Below are 18,506 nucleotides of genomic sequence, written 5' to 3'. Positions count from 1 at the left end.
AACATTTGGACGACAACTCCAAGCAATCAACCAACCACGATGACAAAAATGTCGCGTGCACCCGTGAAACCTGCGTAAACGGCTGCCCGGTTTCGATGGTCACCGGCGAAGAGTTACTCACACTCACCGATGGTCAACTCAATGGCCTCCTTCCATTTGAATGGACTCGACTTTATCGCACCAGTGCTGCGGAAATCGATTGCGGTTTGGGCTATGGCTGGAGCCATGCACTAGCGCAGCGAGTGGAGATAAACAGCGACGAGGTTGTCTGGACGGATCATGAAAACCGCGTAACGACCTTTCCCCTCCCGAGCGAACAACGCCCAGCCATCACCAATAGCTTGTCCAAAGCGGCGATTTACATCGGTGACGATCCATCTGAACTGATTCTGTCCCAGTCTGGCGATCAAACGCTGTTCTACCACTTCCGCTACAACATCAAGGGCGCCACGCTAATTGCTATCAGCGGCAAATACGGCAACCGCCTGCACATCACTCGTGACATTCATGGGCGTATCAAGCGTGTGGATAACGGTTCCGGTCGTGCCTTGCTGTTGCGTTACGACCGCAAACATATAGCTGGCATCGATTACCAGCAGTTCAGCCCGGCAGACAATCTGGAAGATGCATGGAGCACCATCCAGACATTAGTTAGTTATCGCTATGACGAACAACATCACTTGGTTGAAGCGAAGAATGCCGCCGGTGAGAGCGAGCGATACGCCTACGATGAAAAGCACGTCATTCTTGAACGACAACTGGCCGGTGGTGCCAGCTTCTTCTGGGAGTGGGAAAACGAAGGAAAATCGTCACGCTGCATCCATCACTGGGCGAACTTTTCGCAGATGGACGCCCGTTACGTCTGGGATGACAAAGGTAGCGTCACCGTTACCAATGCCGACGGCAGTGAGGAAATCTACACCCACGACGATCAAGCCCGACTGATCAGCAAAGTCGAGCCGGACGGTGCCGAACATCTCAAAGCATACGACGACAAAGGTCGGTTGATTGCCGAGAAAGACCCACTGGGAGCGATCACAGAGTTTCAGTACGACGAAGCAGGACGCCTGGAAGCAGTCATTCCGCCAGAAGACGCGCCGACCCAATACGAATACAGCAACGGTTTTGTAACACTCGTCCGGCGTGACGAAGCAATCTGGAGATACCAGCGAAATATCCAAGGTGACATCACCCAACAAACAGACCCTGACGGTAACGTCACTCAATACAGCTACAACGGACAAGGCCGTTTGCTGCAGATCCGTCACGCCGACGGCAGTCGCCATAATCTGGGCTGGAACAATCTGGGCGAGTTGATCGAAGAGCAGCTGCCGGACGGCGGTCAGCGCAAGTATCGCTACGACGCACTGGGTCGGCAGATCACTCGTCAGGACGAAAGAGGCGTCACCCAATACCAATGGGGTGCTGCCAACCGCCTGGCACAAATTACCCTACCCGGCGGCGCCACTCGCGCGTTTACCTACAATCCGTACGGTCGTGTTACCGCTGAACGCGATGAGTTGGGTCGCATCACCCGTTATGAGTATGCCGATGGCCTGCACTTGGTCAGCCGTCGTATCAACCCGGACGGTAGCCAACTGCGCTACCGCTACGACAACCCGCGTCTGTTGCTCAGCGACATCGAAAACGAACGCGGCGAGCTGTATCACCTTGACTACTATGCAAATGGCCTGATCCAGCAGGAAACCGGCTTCGACGGTCGGCGTACTGCTTACGAATATGACCTTAACGGCCAACTGCTGAAGAAAACTGAATTAGGCGACGACGGCAGCGAGCTAGTCACTGAGTACCAACGCGACTCGGCTGGTCGCCCGCTGGTAAAAACCCTGCCTGACGGTGAAGAGATTCACTACAGCTACGACGCTCACGGCAACCTCGTGAACGTCGACGACGGCAACTGGCCCCTCGCCTACGAGTACGACCTGCAAAACCGCCTCGTCACCGAACACCAAGGTTGGGGCACGCTGCGCTATGAGTACGACAAACAAGGAAACCTGAGCCACTGCCGCCTTCCCGACGGCAGCAAACTCGACTACCGCCACCAACCTGGTGGCCGTCTGAGCAGCATCGACCTCAACGGCTCGCGCCTGACCACCCACCAGTTCAGCGCCGACCGCGAACAGCAACGCCAACAAGGTCTGCTCCTCAGCCAATATCAATACGATGACCAAGGCCGATTGCAGGCGCATACCGTCAGCCAACAAGAGCGAAACCTGTTCCGCCGTCGCTATGCCTACAACGCGAATGGCAACCTTGCCGGCATCGACGACAGCCGCAAAGGTAACCTCAATTACCACTACGACCCGCTCGACCGCCTGATCAACGTCCGTGGCACCACCCCGGAAAGCTTCGCCCACGACCCGGCTGGCAACCTGCTAGGCCAAGGTGATCAGCAAGCCGCAAACCTGGCCAACGTCAAAGGCAACCGCCTGCTGATGCAGGGCGACCGTCACTATGACTACGACGCTCACGGCAATCTGAGCCGCGAGCGCCGCGGCACCGGGCAGAAACTCGTAACCGAGTATCGCTACGACTGCCAGCATCGCCTTATCGGCGCCAGCCTGCCCGGCGGCAGCATCGCTAGTTACAAGTACGACGCCTTCGGCCGTCGTATCGCCAAGACCGTCGATGGTCAAACCACGGAGTTTATGTGGCAAGGCGAACGCCTGATTGCGGAAAGTGCTGAGACTCGCTATCGCACCTACATCTACGAACCCGATACCTTCCGCCCACTAGCCATGCTTGATGGCGAAGGCCCGCTGAAAGCGACACCGTTCTACTATCAACTCGACCACTTGGGCACACCTCAAGAACTCACCGACTATAGCGGTGAGATCATGTGGTCGGCTAAATACCGCGCCTATGGCAACCTCGCGGCACTGGACGTCGCCGAAGTCGACAAGGCGATCAACCCACCGCGAACCTGGCAAACGTCAAAGGCAACCGCCTGCTGATGCAGGGCGACCGCCACTACGACTACGACGCCTACGGCAACCTGATCCGCGAACGTCGCGGCACCGGGCAAAAACTCGTTACCGAATACCGTTACGACTGTCAGCACCGCCTGATCGGCGCCAGCCTGCCGGGCGGCAATGCCGCGTCCTATAAGTACGATGCCTTCGGCCGGCGTATCGAAAAAACCGTCGATGGCAGCACCACCGAATTTCTGTGGCAAGGCGAACGCCTTGTCGCTGAAAGCGCTGACAACCGTTATCGCACTTACATTTATGAACCGGGTAGCTTCAGACCGCTGGCGATGCTTGATGGCGAAGGTCCGCTGAAGGCCACGCCTTTTTACTATCAGCTCGATCATTTGGGTACACCGCAGGAGCTCACTGACTACAGTGGCGAGATCATGTGGTCTGCGAAATATCGCGCTTATGGCAACCTCGTCGCACTCGATGTTGCCGAAATTGACAACCCGCTACGGTTTCAGGGGCAGTACTTCGATGCGGAGACGGGCTTACACTACAACCGGCATCGCTACTACAATCCGGGGACCGGGCGGTTCCTGACACAAGATCCGATCAAGCTTGCGGGTGGGTTGAATAACTACCAGTACGTGCCTAACCCTACGGGGTGGGTGGATCCGTTGGGGTTGAATGGGTGTCCTGGGGCTGGGGGCAAGCCAGAACCTTCGGTAAACCCGGCAGGTAAAGCTAAGGTCGAGACCAAAGAGCCGCCAGTTCCAGATATTCCTTGGTCAAGTCCATCTGTAAAAAGAGCATCAGAGGCACTTGATCGGGGTGCGACCTCTGTTACCGTTAACAGCAGAGCAGAGGCTGAAGAGCTATTTTTAGGCAAATATGTTGGACAAGGTTATAGAAACGCCGATGATTTTAATTCGGCCACTGCTAAAACACACTTCAGGAAGGTGAAGGAACCTGAAAAATACTATCACTGGGACGACACACCTGTTTCCGACATAAAAACCAGGAAAGTAACAATGGCGAACCACGACCCTAGTGACCCTCATGGTGATAGCCCGCACTTGCAACTACACCCCGTCAAAGGTGAAGCAATTCGAATATACTGGCCAAACCCGTTTGAGGGGCAAAAATGAAAAATCAAAAAATCATCCCGCGAAAAGTTTGGTGGGGACTGGAAGCGAAATCTTATACAGAAATCGCGCAAGAACTCCCTACAAATGACGAGTCCTTACGGAGATGGATTGCTATATACGCGGTATATCACCTTAACTTCACAGATCGATTCCCGGGTGAGTTCTATTACAAATTCCTAGAAGACGCAAAAAACTCAAAATATGTCGCAATAGAATTTACAATATCAAAACACGCACTTGAAACCAGAGATAGTATCGGAAGTAGCGACACCACTATCATAAACTGCCAAACACTAGAATCCGAAGAAGAAATAAACACCTTCCTTCAAAAGAACGATATCAATCCAGAGCTATTCACTCCACCCTGGTCATGTGAATATCCGTTGGACTGAGTTTAACCTGTGAAAAAGCGTGAAAGGACAAAAAAGGGCAAAAAGGCGACGGCAAAAAGGGCAAAAAGGGGACGGATTTATTTTCACGAGAAAAATAAATCCGTCCCCTTTTGTCATACCAGTACGACGAACAAGGTCGATTGCAGGCGCACAGCGCCAGCCAGCAGGAGCGCAATCTGTTCCACCGTCGCTACGCTTACGCCGCCAATGGCAACCTCACTGCCGTCGATGACAGTCGCAAAGGCAATCGCAGCTACCACTACGACCCGCTCGACCGCCTGATCAACGTCCGTGGCAGCACCCCGGAAAGCTTCGCCCACGACCCTGCCGGCAACTTGCTGGGCCAAGGCGACCAACCCACCGCACACCTGGCCAACATCAAAGGCAACCGCCTGCTGATGCAGGGCGACCGCCACTAAGACTACGACGCCTACGGCAACCTGACCCGCGAACGTCGTGGCACAGGGCAGAAACTCGTCACCGAATACCGTTACGACTGCCAGCACCGTTTGATTGGTGCCAGCCTGCCGGGCGGCAATGCCGCGTCCTATAAGTACGATGCCTTCGGCAGGCGTATCGAAAAAACCGTCGATGGCAGCACCACCGAATTCCTGTGGCAAGGCGAACGCCTGATCGCCGAAAGCGCTGATAACCGCTATCGCACTTACATCTATGAGCCGGCTAGCTTCAGACCGCTGGTGATGTTGGATGGCGAAGGCCCAATGAAGGCGACGCCGTTTTACTATCAGCTCGATCATCTGGGTACACCGCAGGAGCTTACTGACTACAGTGGCGAGATCGTGTGGTCGGCCAAGTACCGCGCTTATGGCAACGTTGCCGCATTGGACGTCGCCGAAATCGACAACCCGTTGCGGTTTCAGGGGCAGTACTTCGATGCGGAGACGGGCTTACACTACAACCGGAATCGCTACTACAATCCGGGGACCGGGCGGTTCCTGACACCGGATCCGATCAAGCTTGCGGGTGGGTTGAACAACTACCAGTACGTGCCTAACCCTACGGGGTGGGTGGATCCGTTGGGGTTGAGTAGTGGTTGTCCAGGCAATGCTGGGAATGGAGTCAATGACTCAACTGCTAGTTCGGTCGCCGAGTCATCACCCGTTGCTCCAGCACCTGCTGAGGATCTAGATTGGAAAAGCGTCGTACCCGCGAAAGGGAAGTACAAAGGCCAAAGCCGAGTAGATCATGTTCAACTTCACAATGTCGATAATCCCGCCAAGCCTCAACATGGGGTTTTCTATGGTGATGGAGTCGATGTGACCAACGAGGCTTGGAGGAAAGCCCAAGCAGATGGAATTAAACCGGACGCGACAGGGACATTAAAAGTACCGATGGGAAAAATGGTCGGTCGTTCTGGAGGTGGCGAGGCCAATTTAGGCAAATTATTTTACAATCTTGAAATGAAGCTAGTCCCTGAAACCAACAAAATAATCACCTCTTATCCTGCGGAATAAAAATGGAAAAATATTACTGGTACAAAAACTGTCCGGCCTGCAAGCAAGGAAGGCTAATTATCACCCATGACACTACTAATGAAAAATTATACTTGCACTGTGAAGAGTGCGAGATGGGCTGGTTAAATCCGAGCGACGTGGACAATAACGTAAATGGCTTTCTAACCTTACTTGTAGAATTTGAGACTGAAAACCCATCCTTAGAGATCATCCAGAAAAATAATTGGTCGCAGGTAGCAACGCACTCATTCGAAGAGTGATAGAACGAAAGGGGACCGAAAGGGGACCGACCGAAAGCGACCGAAAGGACCGAAAGAAGAAATAAAGGGGACGGATTTATTTTCTCTGATGAAAATATGATGAAAATAAATCCGTCCCCTTTTATCCTTGAACTGCTCGCTGGCGTCGCCTGGCTGAGCGCACTACTCTTATGTAAGTTGGCAGGAATTATGGGGCGCCCATCACAAACTCGACCATCCCTGTTGAATATGAGCGGAGCAATGATCATGGAATACGACGACAAATTGATTGAAAACGCAGTGCTTGCCCTGTTGGCAACCTTCAGTTCCGACAAAGGAAATGCCTGGAAAGGGTTCGACTTCGAGACCATGAACCGATTGCATGAACATGGTTTCATCAGTAATCCGGTGAACAAGAGCAAATCGATTTGGTTGACTACAGAAGGACTGGAGCGAGGTAAGCAAATAGCCGACCAGTTGTTTGGTGTGAGAACTGCATGCAACCCTGATACCTGATTTCATATTACGGTCACGCCGTGTACATCTGATTATCGTCTAGCTGAGCGCGCTCACCTCAGAAAGGGTGGGGTTTATGGAGCGTTTACGGTGAATCGCTTTAGGGCAACCCCACGCGGCTTCAGGACTTCACCCCTGTCATTGCGATGCGCAACACGACCTCGGCCAACGCCCACAGGCACAGGCCGAGTAAAAAAAACGGGCGATCAAATGATCGCCCGTTTTTGTGTATTCGCTATCAGCCCTTCTATAAGGTGTCCGCCCAGCGCAATGGCCTCGGCATTCCATGCACTGGTAAAGAGCCACGACACAGGGCGAACGAGGTGATTTTAATAGAAGTCAGCAAACATGTCCGCGCAGCGAACATGAAATTTTATATACATAATGTTTAAGTGAATGACGATCGAAATACTATTCGGCACCCACCAAAACTCACCAACCAGAACATTAAATCTGATTGTTCTTGTACAAAAAGTTATACAAGAACAATCAGGCTATACCGTCAATCCTCAGGTTTTGGATTTAGTGGTCACTTTCAGCACGTCGGTGTACGTGACAACAACGCTTTGCCCAACCTTCAGGTCTTTGAGTTTGGCTTGAACTTCTGGTTTTACGACGTCAATTGTTTTGGAATTACCCTTCGGACCTTCGAAGGTGACCTGATTTTTCGCCAGGTCGATTTTGGTAATTTTCAGTTGAACCTGGACCTGACGGTAAGCTTCGCCGCCCGGTTTGTTGCTACCTGGAGCCGCGCGAGCTTCGCCCGTGCGTTCGGCAGCACCTGGCAAGCCTTTGCTGACGTCGGTATCGAGGGCGAATACAACGGCGTGTGCCACTTGAATGTCGACCTCATCGCCGGCTTTCAATTTGTCGAGGTTTTTCGCCTCGTCAGTCAGCTGGATTGCAGTCTCTTTGCCTTCAGGCCCTTTAAGGACGACTTGATGTTTTGCGGCGTCGACCGAAACAACTGTCGCGGAGATCTGATCCGCTACCACGTCAGCAGACAGCGGAATCTCCTCGGCCATGGCGCCAAGGCTGACAGCAGACAGCAAGGTTGCGAGGGTGATGGCTTTGGTCAGTGCGTGGAGTTTCATAGGCAATACATTCCTTGGTAATAAATGACAACAGACCGCTCTGGCTCAGGCGTCAGCGCGATGTGTGCCAATGAGCATAGACGCTCCTCAAGAAGTTTTTGCAGTTTCTTTTGCGCCAGGTTCGTCGTTGTCGGTGCTTTTTACACTTTCCTTGCGTCAGGTCAGCCAAGTGGCGCGCAGGGCGTCACTTTCGCGTTCGTCGGGGGTTTATCAGGCCTGCGGATCGTCGACTTCCTGGGCGACGTTCACGGCGGGCGAGTCCTTGTGCGATTGCTCGGCCCTGGCGTTCAAGTCTTGCCACTGTTCGAGGTCGATGGCGCCCTGCCCCAACAAGTCGTCGGCCATGCGTAGCAGTTCGACGTAATGGGCATCGGGGGATTGCTGCCAGTAGGCCCTGTCGTCGAACAGGCGCTGCCACGCGGCAAGGTCTGGCGGTTTGAGGTCGTCGCTCATGGCGGGCTCCTGTGAACGGGTTTGTTAACGTAGGAGGACGTCGATCCGCCGAGAGTTCCGGCTCAATACCCGGTCATTTCCAGATAGCCCTGCCCCGCATGGCTGCCGCTCAGTTGCACCGGTCCTTCCCAGTACGGAATACGCAAATCCATCCAGGCGTTGGGGTTGAGGGCATTGAGGGTGATGTCGAGGTGTTTGCCGGGGATTTTGATTGACCAGCGCACGGGCATTTGACGGCCAGCGACCTTGGCGGTGTCTTGCGGGGTGAGGCGGATGTCGTTTGCATGCAGTTGTTGAGTCTGACCCTGGGCGTCGATCCAGGTGCCAGTGAGGTAAGGCTCGCCGTGCTTGTGACGCATGCGGTAGAGCATCACCTGTTCGCCGCTGTCCAGGTGCAGGGAAAACCAGTCCCAGCCGGTCTGGTTGGCGGTCAGCGGCTGGCTGCTCCATTCACGATCAAGCCAGGCGGGGCCGCTGACTTGATAGGTCTTGCCATCGATTTCCAGCGAGCCACTGGCCTGGAAAAACGGCTGGCTGTAGTAGTACGACGCCTGGCCTTGTTCGGATTTCTGGCTGAAACCTTTATCGCCCTGCAGCACCAGCGCACGGGTGGCTGTCAGGTGCAGTTGGTAGCCGAAATCCTTGTCCCGCGCACTGAGTTGCAAATCCGACAAAAGGTCAGCGCTCTGACTGCTGAAACGCCAGTCATCGATCCAGGCATGGAACGGCGCCAGGCTCACGCCTGCCTGATCGACGCCACCACGGGCGTAGCGTTCGGCGGCGTGATGCACTGTCGCGGAGGTCACGGCCGCATGCCCCAGCCAGATCGTCTGATTGCCCCAGCCTGCGACCTCGGGCGTTGCTTTCAAGGCGCTGCGAAACAACGTCCATTGCACGCCGAATTCCCGGCCTTGCTCGTCCTTGAGGTTGGCGGTGACGTACCACCACTCGATGCGAAAACCGTCATGGGGGCCATGATCCGCCGGAAAGCTGAACACCCGACCGGGCAGCACCGGCGCAAACGTTGCGGCCTCGCCACCCAGACCGGCGAAGCCTTTCTCAACCGGCTTCGAGTTGTCGCAGCCACTCAACAAAACCAAAAGCAGCAGACCGAGCTTAATCCTCATGAGCAAACGTCCTCAGCAGGTCCGCCGGTTGCGTGCGATACAGCGAGTACAACGGCCACGCCGACGCCAGTAATGTCGCAAGCAATGCCAGTCCCATTAACTGCAACAGTTGCAGCGGAAAGACGCGCAATGGCAGGCGCCAGCCGAACGCCTGGACGTTGATCACCGCATCCAGGCACCACGCCAGCGCGATCCCCAGCGGCAACGCCAGCACCAGCGTCAACACCGCCAGCAACCAGGTTTGCCCGAGGTTGAGCAGCATCAATTGCCGCCGCGTCACGCCCAGCGCCCACAACGGCGCCAGTTGCCCGAGTCGGCTTTGGCTCTGGGTCAGCAAGCTGATGAACAATGCCACGCCCGCCACACAAAGGGTCAGGCTGTTGAGCGCGGCGGTGGCGGCAAAGGTGCGCTCGAAAACCTGCGTCGACCAGCCCTTGAGCCGCGCCTGATCGACAATGCGGCTATCGTCGAGCGCGAAGCGTGCTTGTAATGCGCTGACGAAGGACGGGATCAATGCCGGCTCAATGCGCAGATTAAAACGGTTGGGCGCCAGCTGTGGCCAGCCGTGCAGCAGGTGTCTGACGTTGACCAGCAGGTGGCCCTTGGGGTTGCCGTAATCGGCGTAGATCCCGACGATGCGCGTTGACCACGGGCCGGCTGGCGTGGGAATGGTCAGGTGATCACCGAGGCGCACCTTCAGCCTCCGGGCCAGTTGCTCGCTGAGCATCAACGCGTCGTCCTTGGCCAGTCGATCCCACGGGTTATCGCCCAAGGCCTCCAGCAACGGCCAATGCTGGCGATAGGTCGGGTGATCGATCACACCAAAAATCTCCGCCGGCCAGCCTTGCAGCTGGATCGCCACTTGCCAGTTAGGTAGTACCGCCGAAAGTTGCGGCTGCTGTTTGAGCCAGGCGTGCAACTCGCGGGACTGAGCCGGGGTTTGCGGATTGAGGTAAAGCTCGGCGGTCAGGCGCTGTTCGAGCCAGTTGCTGAAGGTCTGACGAAAACCGGCGGTCATGCTGCCGGCGCCGATGTTCGCCGCGAGTGCCAACAGCAACGCCATCAAGGCCAGGCTCAGGGCCGGCAATTGCTGCCGGCAATCGGCGACAAACCATTGGCCGAGCACTGAATGACTGCGCTGCAACACCAGGTTGAGCACAGCATTGAGCACCACGGGCAGCGCCAGTGCGGCGCCGAGCAACAACGTCGCCATCAACACAAATCCACTGGCCAGGCTGTCGCCCCAGATCAAGGCACCGAGCGCAATCACCGCCGCCGTTGCCGCCACCCAACCCTGGCGTCGCAACCAGCGCGCATGCGCCTGATGCCAGGCTTGTGGATCGGCCAGCGCCAGCAACGGCAAACGCGCCGCTCGCAGCAGACTATTGGCACCGGCCAGCAACGCACCGAGCAAACTCAGGCCGACACCGCTGAGCCACCACCACGGGCTAAGGTTCAATTGCCCCGCCACTTCGGCGCCGTACAAGCCGCGCAGACTGGCCGCGACGTCCGGTAACAGCACGCTGGCCAACAGGTAGCCGCTGACCACACCGGCGAGACCACCCACCAGGGCCAGACCGCCGAGCTCAACCGCAAGACTTGCGATGAGCATCCGCGCACTGACGCCGCAAGCGCGCAAGGTTCGCAGTAGTCCCCGACGTTGTTCCAGCGCCAGGCCGATGGCCGCGTGGACGATGAACAGGCCGACCACGAAGGATAGAAAACCCAATGCGTCGAGGTTCAGGTGAAAGCTCTCGGTCAGGCGTGCGAGGTTATTCTCCTCGCCGCTGGTCTTGAGCTGGAGTTGATCCTTGAAGGCATCGGGTAACGGAGCACTGAAATCCTTGGGCAACAACAAACGCGACAGTTGATCCGGCAGACCGAGAATCTGCTGCGCGAAGCCGATGTCCACCAGCAGCACACCGGGGGCCATGTCTGCTTGAACGTGCAGTGGCGGTAATGCAACACCGCTCAAACTGGTCGGGCGCTCACCTTCGCGCAACCCCAAAGTCTGTAACGTCTGTGGTGAAATCCAGGTACTGCCCGGCGCACTGAAGAACTCGACAATCTGCTCGATTGGCAGCGCCTGCCCCGCCACCGAGGAACCGGCCGGCAGCGACACCGGCTCGATGCCCATCAGCTGCAAACGCTGGTCTTCATGACCCTTGAGGATGACTCGACCTTGCAGCACCGGCGACACCGGCCAACCGGCACGGCGCAAGTCGACAAACAACGCCTGAGAAAACGTCCCGCCACCGGGCGCGCCAAGGCTGGCCTGCGGTTCACCGCCAATCAACTGACTGGCCCGGGCGTAGCTTTCCCGCGCCTGACTGTTCAACGCCTGCACGCCGGTGAGCAAACCGGTGGCGAGCCAGAGCCCGGTCAGCACGCTGAAAAATTGCACCGGGTGCTGCCGCCAATGGCTGAGCAGCGCCCGCAGCGTCTCGCGAAAAACCCGCACTTCAGCGCTCGTCCGTGCCAGCCAGACGACCACCCTGCAACACCACTTTTTCCGCCAGCCGCGCTGCAACCCGTGGGCTGTGAGTAACCATCAACAATGTGGTGGGTGTGTCGTAGAGCAATTCCAGGAGCAACTTCAACACCTCGTCGCTGGTGGCTTCATCAAGGCTGCCGGTGGGTTCGTCGGCCAACAACAGTTTCGGCTTTGACGCCAACGCGCGACCCAGCGCAACTCGCTGCTGTTGGCCGCCGGACAGTTGCTCCGGATAGCGGCGCAGCACTTCGCTCAGCCTCAGGCGTTGCACCAGATGCGCCTGCCAGCGCGGATCATGACGCCCCGCCAACCGCGCCTGAAACGCCAGATTGTCCTCGACGCGCAAGCTGCCGATCAGGTTGAACTGCTGAAATACCAGGCCGATTTCGGTACGCCGCCAGTGGGCCAGTTGTGCTTCAGTCATCTGTTCCAGCCGATGTTCACCGCTGCGGATGCTGCCCCGGTCGACCTTGTCCAGCCCGGCAATCAGGTGCAACAAGGTGCTTTTGCCGCTGCCCGACTCGCCCATCAGCGCCAGGCTGCTGCCGGGTTTGAGCGTCAGGTCGACGCCTTGCAGCACCGGCAGTGGGCCTTGTGGGGTGGCGTAGCTTTTGAAGACGCCTTGGACCTGAAGCATGGGCAAACCCGTTTAAGAAGCATGATGCAAGAATAGCGGCCTGACTCCCACTTATCCCTGCAGGAGCGAGCCTGCTCGCGATGAGGCCCGCCAAGACAACAAACAATTCACTGCCCCGCCGCCACACTCGCCGGTACCTGCGAAGGCGTCACAATGCTCTCCAAATCAATATGCTTCCACTGTGGCTTCGCCCCCAGTCGCGCATTAAACCGGTAGTTGAACGTGAAGTCGTCGGCCGTCGACACACTCAGTGGCTTGCCATACACCGCCTCGACTCCCGCCAGGTCGTACCCCATCAACTGCAACAACGTCGGGAAGATGTTGTAGTGACTGGAGCGATCCTTGTTTGCGGCCAATTGCGCCTGCCAGTCCAGGGTCTTCAACGCACTGCCCTGAATCACCACCAGCGGCACTAATCCTTCTTCTTCCACCGGGTCACCGCCACAGTGAGTATTGAGCCCGGGATTGCCCCGCTCATGCAGGTCCTGTCCGTGGTCCGAGGTGTAGATCAACAAGGCATTGCTCAGATCAGCCTGCGCGAACACCCGCGAGAAAAACTCTCCGACATTCCACAGCAAGGTGTTCTTGTAGGCATTGCGGTACAACAGCCAATCATCCGGCTGCCCGTTGAACCCATCACGTTTACCGGTATCGGCGACTTCAACAAACTGCCCGCGAGGCAAGGTCGGGCGATACGCCATGAACGCATCCGGGTATTTATCGTGAACCGGAAAGTGCGCGCCTACCTTGTTGATCACCACCAACTGCGGTTGACCGTCATTGAGCAAAGCGATCAGCTTGGCCGCTGCCGCCATGTCGCGATCACGCACGCTGGTCTGGTCGAATTGCACGAACTCGTCGATGTCCTTTTTCTCGGCGTCGGTCATCAGATTCTGCAGGTTGCCGCCGGTACGCTGGGCGTCGATGTAAACGGTGTGCAGACCGGCCTTCTTCGCGTACTGCCAGATCGACGGCAGCGTGCTGTTGATCCGCATGTAGTCGGCGCGAGTGCCGCCGTAGCGCAACGTGACGTTGGTATCGGCGCTGCAATTGGCAATGGAGGCGGCATACCCGTAGTTGAAAATCTCCACCCCCGGGCGCGGTTCCTTGAGGTTGCTGTGCACGCCAAACGGCGCATTGATGTCCAGGTAGTTGCCGGAGATGCTCTCGTCGATGATCAACACGATGTCGTGGCCCATCGGTTGATCGTTGCGCGCCAGGTTCACCGGCTCACGCGGGCCGACAGTGTTGTGCAAGGCTTCATAAGTAAACAGATTCAAATAGGCCAGCGGCGTGTACATGATCGGCAAGCCTCGGGCACCCTCGCCGGCCCGCACGAACAACACCGCACTGAGCAGCAGCACCCCTAGCACCGGAGCTGACACCAACAACGCACTCGGCAATGGCATGCGCCGGCGTGGCTTCAGTCCGATGCCAAACAGCAGCAGCAAACCGCCGGCCAGGCCACTGATGATTGCGTCGCGGTATTGGTAGATCGCCTCCTGGATGAATCCGCCCGAATACACCAGCGACACGAAGCTGCTGTAGGTCAGGTAATCGGCTGTGACACGGGTATAGACGTCGAAAAACACCGCCGACACGAACATCACCAGGGCGAACAGATGTCGGATCATCGTCTGACGAATGTACGCCGTCATAAACAGCGCCATCGTCAGCACAATAAACATGCCACCAAATAACAGCACCGGAAAACCGATGCCCATCGCACTTAAACGTTCGAGGTAATAGTCGTAGTTCTTAAACAAATAGAGAACTAAGAGCAGTTCTTTGAGATATCGAATCATTATATTTCCGATGTTATTTGCCAATAGATTGTCGGCCGTTTTTTGACACTAGCACCGAGCCATCAAAGCGCAAGAATTGTCGGACTTTTCAAAAGGGCGTCAAAAAAATGTTGCCTCAAAACTGACACACAAATGGGGGTACATCCCCCAATTTAATTGGTGCAAGACCGTCCATCGATTTATTTAAGACCGTATAAACCCTTCTAAACCGCGACAAATCCAGCCTCAACAAGCACTTGATGGCATTTAGCCCCGAAATTGGGGGATCCACTACCACAACAGAATGTCAGTTTGCTGACACGTTTTCCCAACGCTGGGCTATACCCCTTTTGACAGTTTTACTCTCGCTATTTCAACCGTCTTACGAGGCACGCCAATATGGACGTGAGCGTATTTGGTACGGGCTATGTTGGCCTGATACAAGCAGCTGCACTGGCCGATGTCGGACATCGCGTCTTGTGTGTCGACATTGATCCAAACAAGATCAAACAACTGCAACAAGCAGTGCCGCCAATCAGCGAACCGGGACTTTCCAGCACGTTGGAAGAGAACATCAAGGCCGGTCGATTGCTGTTTACCACCCAGGCCAGCGATGCGGTCGAACACGCCGAGCTGATTTTCATTGCCGTGGGAACGCCTGCCGACGAAGACGGTTCCGCCGACCTCAGCCATGTGCTGAATGTCGCTCGCCAGATCGCCAACCATATGGAGGCTGATCGCACCTTCATCATCAAGTCCACCGTGCCGGTGGGCACGGCGGACCAGGTGGCCGCCGCCGCCAACGATGAACTGCAGCGCCGGGGCAAGAGCGCGCTGAAGGTGCGGGTGGTGTCCAACCCGGAGTTTCTCAAGGAAGGCAGCGCCCTCGCCGATTGCATGCGCCCGGACCGGATCATCGTCGGCACACACGACGAGCAAGCCCGCAGCCAAATGAGCGAGCTTTACGCGCCGTTCTGCCGCAACCATGAAAAGCTCATGTTCATGGACAACCGCAGCGCCGAGCTGACCAAGTACGCCGCCAATGCAATGCTCGCCACGCGCATCAGCTTTATGAATGAATTGGCCAACCTCACCGAGTTGTTGGGGGCCGACATTGAAGCGGTGCGCCGAGGCATCGGTTCCGACCCGCGCATTGGTTATCACTTTATTTACCCCGGCTGCGGCTTCGGTGGCTCGTGCTTCCCCAAAGACCTGCGCGCCCTGCTGCACACCGCCGAACACAACGGCATGCCATTGCGCCTGTTGCGCAGCGTCACCGACGTCAACGACACCCAGCGCCACATCCTTTTCGGCAAACTCAAGGCGCAATTGAAGGGTGGACTGGCGGGCAAATCCATCGCGGTCTGGGGCCTGGCGTTCAAACCCAACACCGATGACATGCGCGAAGCCCCCAGCCGTTATCTGATGGAAGCCCTTTGGGCCGAAGGCGCGACTGTGCAGGCTTATGACCCGGAAGCCATGTCCGAATGCCGGCGCATTTACGGCTACCGCAAGGACCTGCATTTGTGCGCCACCCGTGACGACACCCTGGAAGACGCCGACGCGCTGGTGATCTGCACCGAGTGGAAGAACTTCCGGGTGGTCGACTTCGACCTGCTGGCGAGCAAATTGCGTTCACGGGTGATCGTTGACGGTCGCAACCTCTATAACCCGGAGCAGGTTGCCACCGCCGGCTTGCACTACAGCGGTATCGGTTTGCGGCACATAGCACCCGAGGCGCCGCGCCCATGAAGATGCTCGTCACCGGAGCGGCCGGTTTCATTGGCGCCCATTGCGTGTTGCGGTTGTTGCGCGACGGGCACCAGGTGTTCGGCCTCGATAACTTCAACGATTACTACGACCCGCAACTCAAACGCGATCGAGTGGATTGGGTGCGTGATCAGGTCGGTCATTTCCAGCTCGCCACGATGGACCTGGCCGATGCATCGGCCATCGAAGCCCTGTTCGAACGTGAACAACCCGAGGTGGTGATCCACCTGGCCGCCCAGGCCGGGGTGCGTTACTCACTGGAGAACCCGCGAGCCTACCTCGACAGCAATTTGATCGGTTTCCTCAACATCCTCGAAAGCTGCCGCCGGCACTCGGTCAAGCACTTGATTTACGCCTCGTCCAGTTCGGTGTATGGCGCCAACCAGCACACGCCGTACTCAGTGCAGGACGGCGTCAATCACCCGCTGTCGCTGTATGCCGCGAGCAAAAAAGCCAATGAACTGATGGCCCACAGCTACAGCCACCTGTTTGCCATTCCCAGCACCGGCCTGCGCTTTTTCACGGTATACGGGCCGTGGGGCCGGCCAGACATGTCGCCGATCCAGTTCGCCCGCGCCATCGCCGAGGGCCAGCCGCTGAAGCTGTTCAACTACGGCGAACATCAGCGCGACTTCACCTATATCGACGACATCATCGAAAGCATCGCTCGCCTGATCGAGCACCCACCGCAGGCCAACGCCGAATGGGATCGCGAGCAACCGGACCCGGCCAGCAGCATGGCGCCGTGGCGCATCTTCAACATTGGTGGCCAGCACCCGGTGGAGCTCAAGGCTTACCTGGCGCTGCTGGAAAAACACCTCGGACAACAGGCCATTGTCGAATTGCTGCCGCTGCAGCCGGGCGACGTACTTAACACCTGCGCCGATGCCAGCGACCTGGCACGCGCCACCGGTTTCCAGCCACGTATCGAGCTGGATGAGGGACTCGGGCGCTTTATCGCCTGGTTCCGTGATTACTACGAACTGCCTATCGCCCACGCGCCGCTAGCGGCTGAACTTCAGCGGAGGACCTTATGACTGGACATGAACAGAGTGTGCCCGTTAAACAAATGCTGCGGGATAAACGCCTCGATCCCGAGCACCGGATACGCATGGATGCGGCGATTCACCGGCAAGGGTGTGGCTGGATGACCGGCCGTGAAGGTGGGCGTCCCTGGACGTTGTCGCGCACTAACCGAGTGGTTGCCTGCCTCGGCGCGCTGATGATTCTGGTGTTGATTTCGCCGCTGCTGCTGGTCCTGGCGCTGGCCATCAAATTCAGCAGCCCGGGGCCGGTGATGTTCGTGCAGAAACGCACGGGCTACCGCGGCCGCAAGTTCGGCATGTACAAATTCCGCACCATGGTGGCCAACGCCGAGGAGCTCAAGGAGTCCCTGCGGCACATGAACAAGCACGGTGCCGACGCCATCGATTTCAAGATCGACAAGGACCCGCGCATCACCGGTATCGGCGGCTTCCTGCGGCGCAGCAGCCTGGATGAGCTGCCGAACCTGATCAATGTAGTGACCGGTGACATGCGTTTAGTAGGTCCCAGACCTACTTCGTTCAACGCCTACCGCTACAAGGATAACCACCTTGTACGCCTGAGCATCTACCCCGGCATGACCGGCCTTTGGCAGATCTCCGGGCGCAGCAATATTGACTTCGACCAGCGCGTTGAGTTGGACCTCAGCTACATCGCCGAGCAGAGCCTGTTGCTTGATCTGAAGATCCTGTTGAAAACCCCCTTCAAAGTATTCAGCGGCCACGGAGCGAGTTAAATGGACGGTTCATCCAACAAAAGCCTGAGCATCGCCAGCCCGAGTGAGTCCAACCTGACTTCGACCGTGCTCGATCAAGATCTGCGGATTCTCCTGCTCACTGCCGCCAACCCCGGCGCGGGCACCACCACCAGCGCCCTGGTGCTGGCCAGTCAACTGGCACAAATGAGCAGCGGCCAGGTGTTGCTGGTCGACGCCAGCGAGTCCTCGACCAACCTCACGCAACAGCTCGGGCTTGGCAAAGAACGTGGTTTTCGCGACTTGATATTCAATACGCAAGCCCCGCCGTTGCTGCAGGACTGTGTGGTGAATGTCGCCAGTTTGCCCTTCGACATTCTGCCCAACGGCCGGTACGCACGCGGCACCGAACACCTGACAGCCGAGAGCATGAGCCCGTTGCTCGATCAACTCACCAGCCAGTATCGCTTTGTGGTGATCGACGGCGACGCGGTGTATTCCGCCGCTGACACGCTGGTCATCAGCACGCAGGTGGACGGCGTGATCATGGTCGTGCGCGCGGAAGACACCCGCTGGGAAGTGGCGCAAGCCGCGGTCCAGCGCCTGACCCAGGCCGGCGCAAAACTGGTGGGCAGCGTGTTCAACCGTCGCAAGTACTACATGCCGAAATGGCTGTACAAAAACCTGTAAGCAACCAGAAAGG

The 18,506-nt window shown here is 57.1% G+C and carries 12 protein-coding genes and 3 pseudogenes; 9 read left to right on the top strand and 6 right to left on the bottom strand.

Going from position 1 to position 18,506, the window contains the following annotated elements; genetic code table 11:
- Nucleotides 1-8: 8 nt before the first annotated feature.
- The 5 genes and pseudogenes from J2Y56_RS18055 to J2Y56_RS18035 all read left to right on the top strand — a co-directional run.
- Nucleotides 9-2,930: pseudogene (locus tag J2Y56_RS18055) on the top strand (DUF6531 domain-containing protein); the annotation flags it as partial.
- Nucleotides 2,930-3,716 (top strand): annotated as a pseudogene (locus J2Y56_RS18050) (RHS repeat domain-containing protein); the annotation flags it as partial. The pseudogenes J2Y56_RS18055 and J2Y56_RS18050, both read left to right, overlap by 1 nt.
- 364 nt (nt 3,717-4,080) lie before the next feature.
- Nucleotides 4,081-4,476, top strand: coding sequence for a hypothetical protein (locus tag J2Y56_RS18045; RefSeq protein ID WP_007948238.1), 396 nt, complete (start codon nt 4,081-4,083; stop codon nt 4,474-4,476).
- Nucleotides 4,477-4,583: 107 nt separating this feature from the next.
- A pseudogene (locus tag J2Y56_RS18040) lies at nt 4,584-5,951 on the top strand (RHS repeat domain-containing protein); the annotation flags it as partial.
- A gap of 506 nt (nt 5,952-6,457) precedes the next feature.
- Entirely contained in the window at nt 6,458-6,706 is a 249-nt protein-coding gene (locus J2Y56_RS18035) for a DUF6429 family protein (protein ID WP_007948234.1), read from the top strand.
- A gap of 509 nt (nt 6,707-7,215) precedes the next feature.
- Here the strand turns inward: J2Y56_RS18035 and J2Y56_RS18030 are convergent.
- The 6 genes from J2Y56_RS18030 to J2Y56_RS18005 all read right to left on the bottom strand — a co-directional run bounded on the left by J2Y56_RS18030 (nt 7,216) and on the right by J2Y56_RS18005 (nt 14,316).
- Nucleotides 7,216-7,800: a hypothetical protein gene (locus J2Y56_RS18030; protein WP_007948233.1), complete on the bottom strand. Its 585-nt coding sequence runs from the start codon at nt 7,798-7,800 to the stop codon at nt 7,216-7,218.
- 210 nt (nt 7,801-8,010) lie between these two features.
- Complete coding sequence (locus J2Y56_RS18025; protein WP_150780000.1) at nt 8,011-8,253, bottom strand: hypothetical protein; 243 nt, start codon at nt 8,251-8,253, stop codon at nt 8,011-8,013.
- A gap of 62 nt (nt 8,254-8,315) precedes the next feature.
- Nucleotides 8,316-9,380: a lipocalin-like domain-containing protein gene (locus tag J2Y56_RS18020; RefSeq protein WP_310351738.1), complete on the bottom strand. Its 1,065-nt coding sequence runs from the start codon at nt 9,378-9,380 to the stop codon at nt 8,316-8,318.
- Entirely contained in the window at nt 9,370-11,841 is a 2,472-nt protein-coding gene (locus J2Y56_RS18015; protein ID WP_310351736.1) for an FtsX-like permease family protein, read from the bottom strand. The genes J2Y56_RS18020 and J2Y56_RS18015 overlap by 11 nt, the downstream gene beginning before the upstream one ends.
- Nucleotide 11,842: 1 nt before the next feature.
- Nucleotides 11,843-12,511, bottom strand: a complete 669-nt coding sequence (locus J2Y56_RS18010; RefSeq protein ID WP_310351734.1) for an ABC transporter ATP-binding protein — start codon at nt 12,509-12,511, stop codon at nt 11,843-11,845.
- Nucleotides 12,512-12,618: 107 nt separating this feature from the next.
- Complete coding sequence (locus J2Y56_RS18005) at nt 12,619-14,316, bottom strand: sulfatase-like hydrolase/transferase (RefSeq protein WP_310351729.1); 1,698 nt, start codon at nt 14,314-14,316, stop codon at nt 12,619-12,621.
- A gap of 378 nt (nt 14,317-14,694) precedes the next feature.
- On the opposite strand from J2Y56_RS18005, the gene J2Y56_RS18000 reads away from it, so the two are divergent.
- The 4 genes from J2Y56_RS18000 to J2Y56_RS17985 are packed head-to-tail and all read left to right on the top strand — an operon-like array spanning nt 14,695 to nt 18,493.
- Nucleotides 14,695-16,047, top strand: coding sequence for a UDP-glucose/GDP-mannose dehydrogenase family protein (locus J2Y56_RS18000; RefSeq protein WP_310336362.1), 1,353 nt, complete (start codon nt 14,695-14,697; stop codon nt 16,045-16,047).
- Nucleotides 16,044-17,102, top strand: coding sequence for an NAD-dependent epimerase (locus tag J2Y56_RS17995; RefSeq protein ID WP_007948624.1), 1,059 nt, complete (start codon nt 16,044-16,046; stop codon nt 17,100-17,102). Before J2Y56_RS18000 ends, J2Y56_RS17995 begins: the two co-directional genes overlap by 4 nt.
- The gene (locus J2Y56_RS17990; RefSeq protein WP_007948626.1) at nt 17,099-17,845 is read left to right on the top strand and encodes a sugar transferase; all 747 of its coding nucleotides are present in this window, start codon (nt 17,099-17,101) and stop codon (nt 17,843-17,845) included. The genes J2Y56_RS17995 and J2Y56_RS17990 overlap by 4 nt, the downstream gene beginning before the upstream one ends.
- Entirely contained in the window at nt 17,846-18,493 is a 648-nt protein-coding gene (locus J2Y56_RS17985) for a CpsD/CapB family tyrosine-protein kinase (protein WP_310351725.1), read from the top strand.
- Nucleotides 18,494-18,506: the final 13 nt, after the last annotated feature.

It is taken from the genome of Pseudomonas sp. BE134, assembly GCF_031456105.1.
GTDB lineage: Bacteria > Pseudomonadota > Gammaproteobacteria > Pseudomonadales > Pseudomonadaceae > Aquipseudomonas.
The sequence above is the reverse complement of the archived record's forward strand: the minus strand, read 5'-3'. Positions and strand labels throughout refer to the sequence as shown.

What these genes read in the sequence shown, in the direction of transcription:
- J2Y56_RS18035 (WP_007948234.1), top strand. Translation starts at nt 6,458, where the DNA reads ATGGAATACGACGACAAATTGATTGAAAACGCAGTGCTTGCCCTGTTG.
- J2Y56_RS18045 (WP_007948238.1), top strand. Translation starts at nt 4,081, where the DNA reads ATGAAAAATCAAAAAATCATCCCGCGAAAAGTTTGGTGGGGACTGGAA.
- J2Y56_RS17985 (WP_310351725.1), top strand. Translation starts at nt 17,846, where the DNA reads ATGGACGGTTCATCCAACAAAAGCCTGAGCATCGCCAGCCCGAGTGAG.
- J2Y56_RS18010 (WP_310351734.1), bottom strand. Translation starts at nt 12,511, where the DNA reads ATGCTTCAGGTCCAAGGCGTCTTCAAAAGCTACGCCACCCCACAAGGC.
- J2Y56_RS17995 (WP_007948624.1), top strand. Translation starts at nt 16,044, where the DNA reads ATGAAGATGCTCGTCACCGGAGCGGCCGGTTTCATTGGCGCCCATTGC.
- J2Y56_RS18025 (WP_150780000.1), bottom strand. Translation starts at nt 8,253, where the DNA reads ATGAGCGACGACCTCAAACCGCCAGACCTTGCCGCGTGGCAGCGCCTG.
- J2Y56_RS17990 (WP_007948626.1), top strand. Translation starts at nt 17,099, where the DNA reads ATGACTGGACATGAACAGAGTGTGCCCGTTAAACAAATGCTGCGGGAT.
- J2Y56_RS18020 (WP_310351738.1), bottom strand. Translation starts at nt 9,380, where the DNA reads ATGAGGATTAAGCTCGGTCTGCTGCTTTTGGTTTTGTTGAGTGGCTGC.
- J2Y56_RS18030 (WP_007948233.1), bottom strand. Translation starts at nt 7,800, where the DNA reads ATGAAACTCCACGCACTGACCAAAGCCATCACCCTCGCAACCTTGCTG.
- J2Y56_RS18000 (WP_310336362.1), top strand. Translation starts at nt 14,695, where the DNA reads ATGGACGTGAGCGTATTTGGTACGGGCTATGTTGGCCTGATACAAGCA.
- J2Y56_RS18005 (WP_310351729.1), bottom strand. Translation starts at nt 14,316, where the DNA reads ATGATTCGATATCTCAAAGAACTGCTCTTAGTTCTCTATTTGTTTAAG.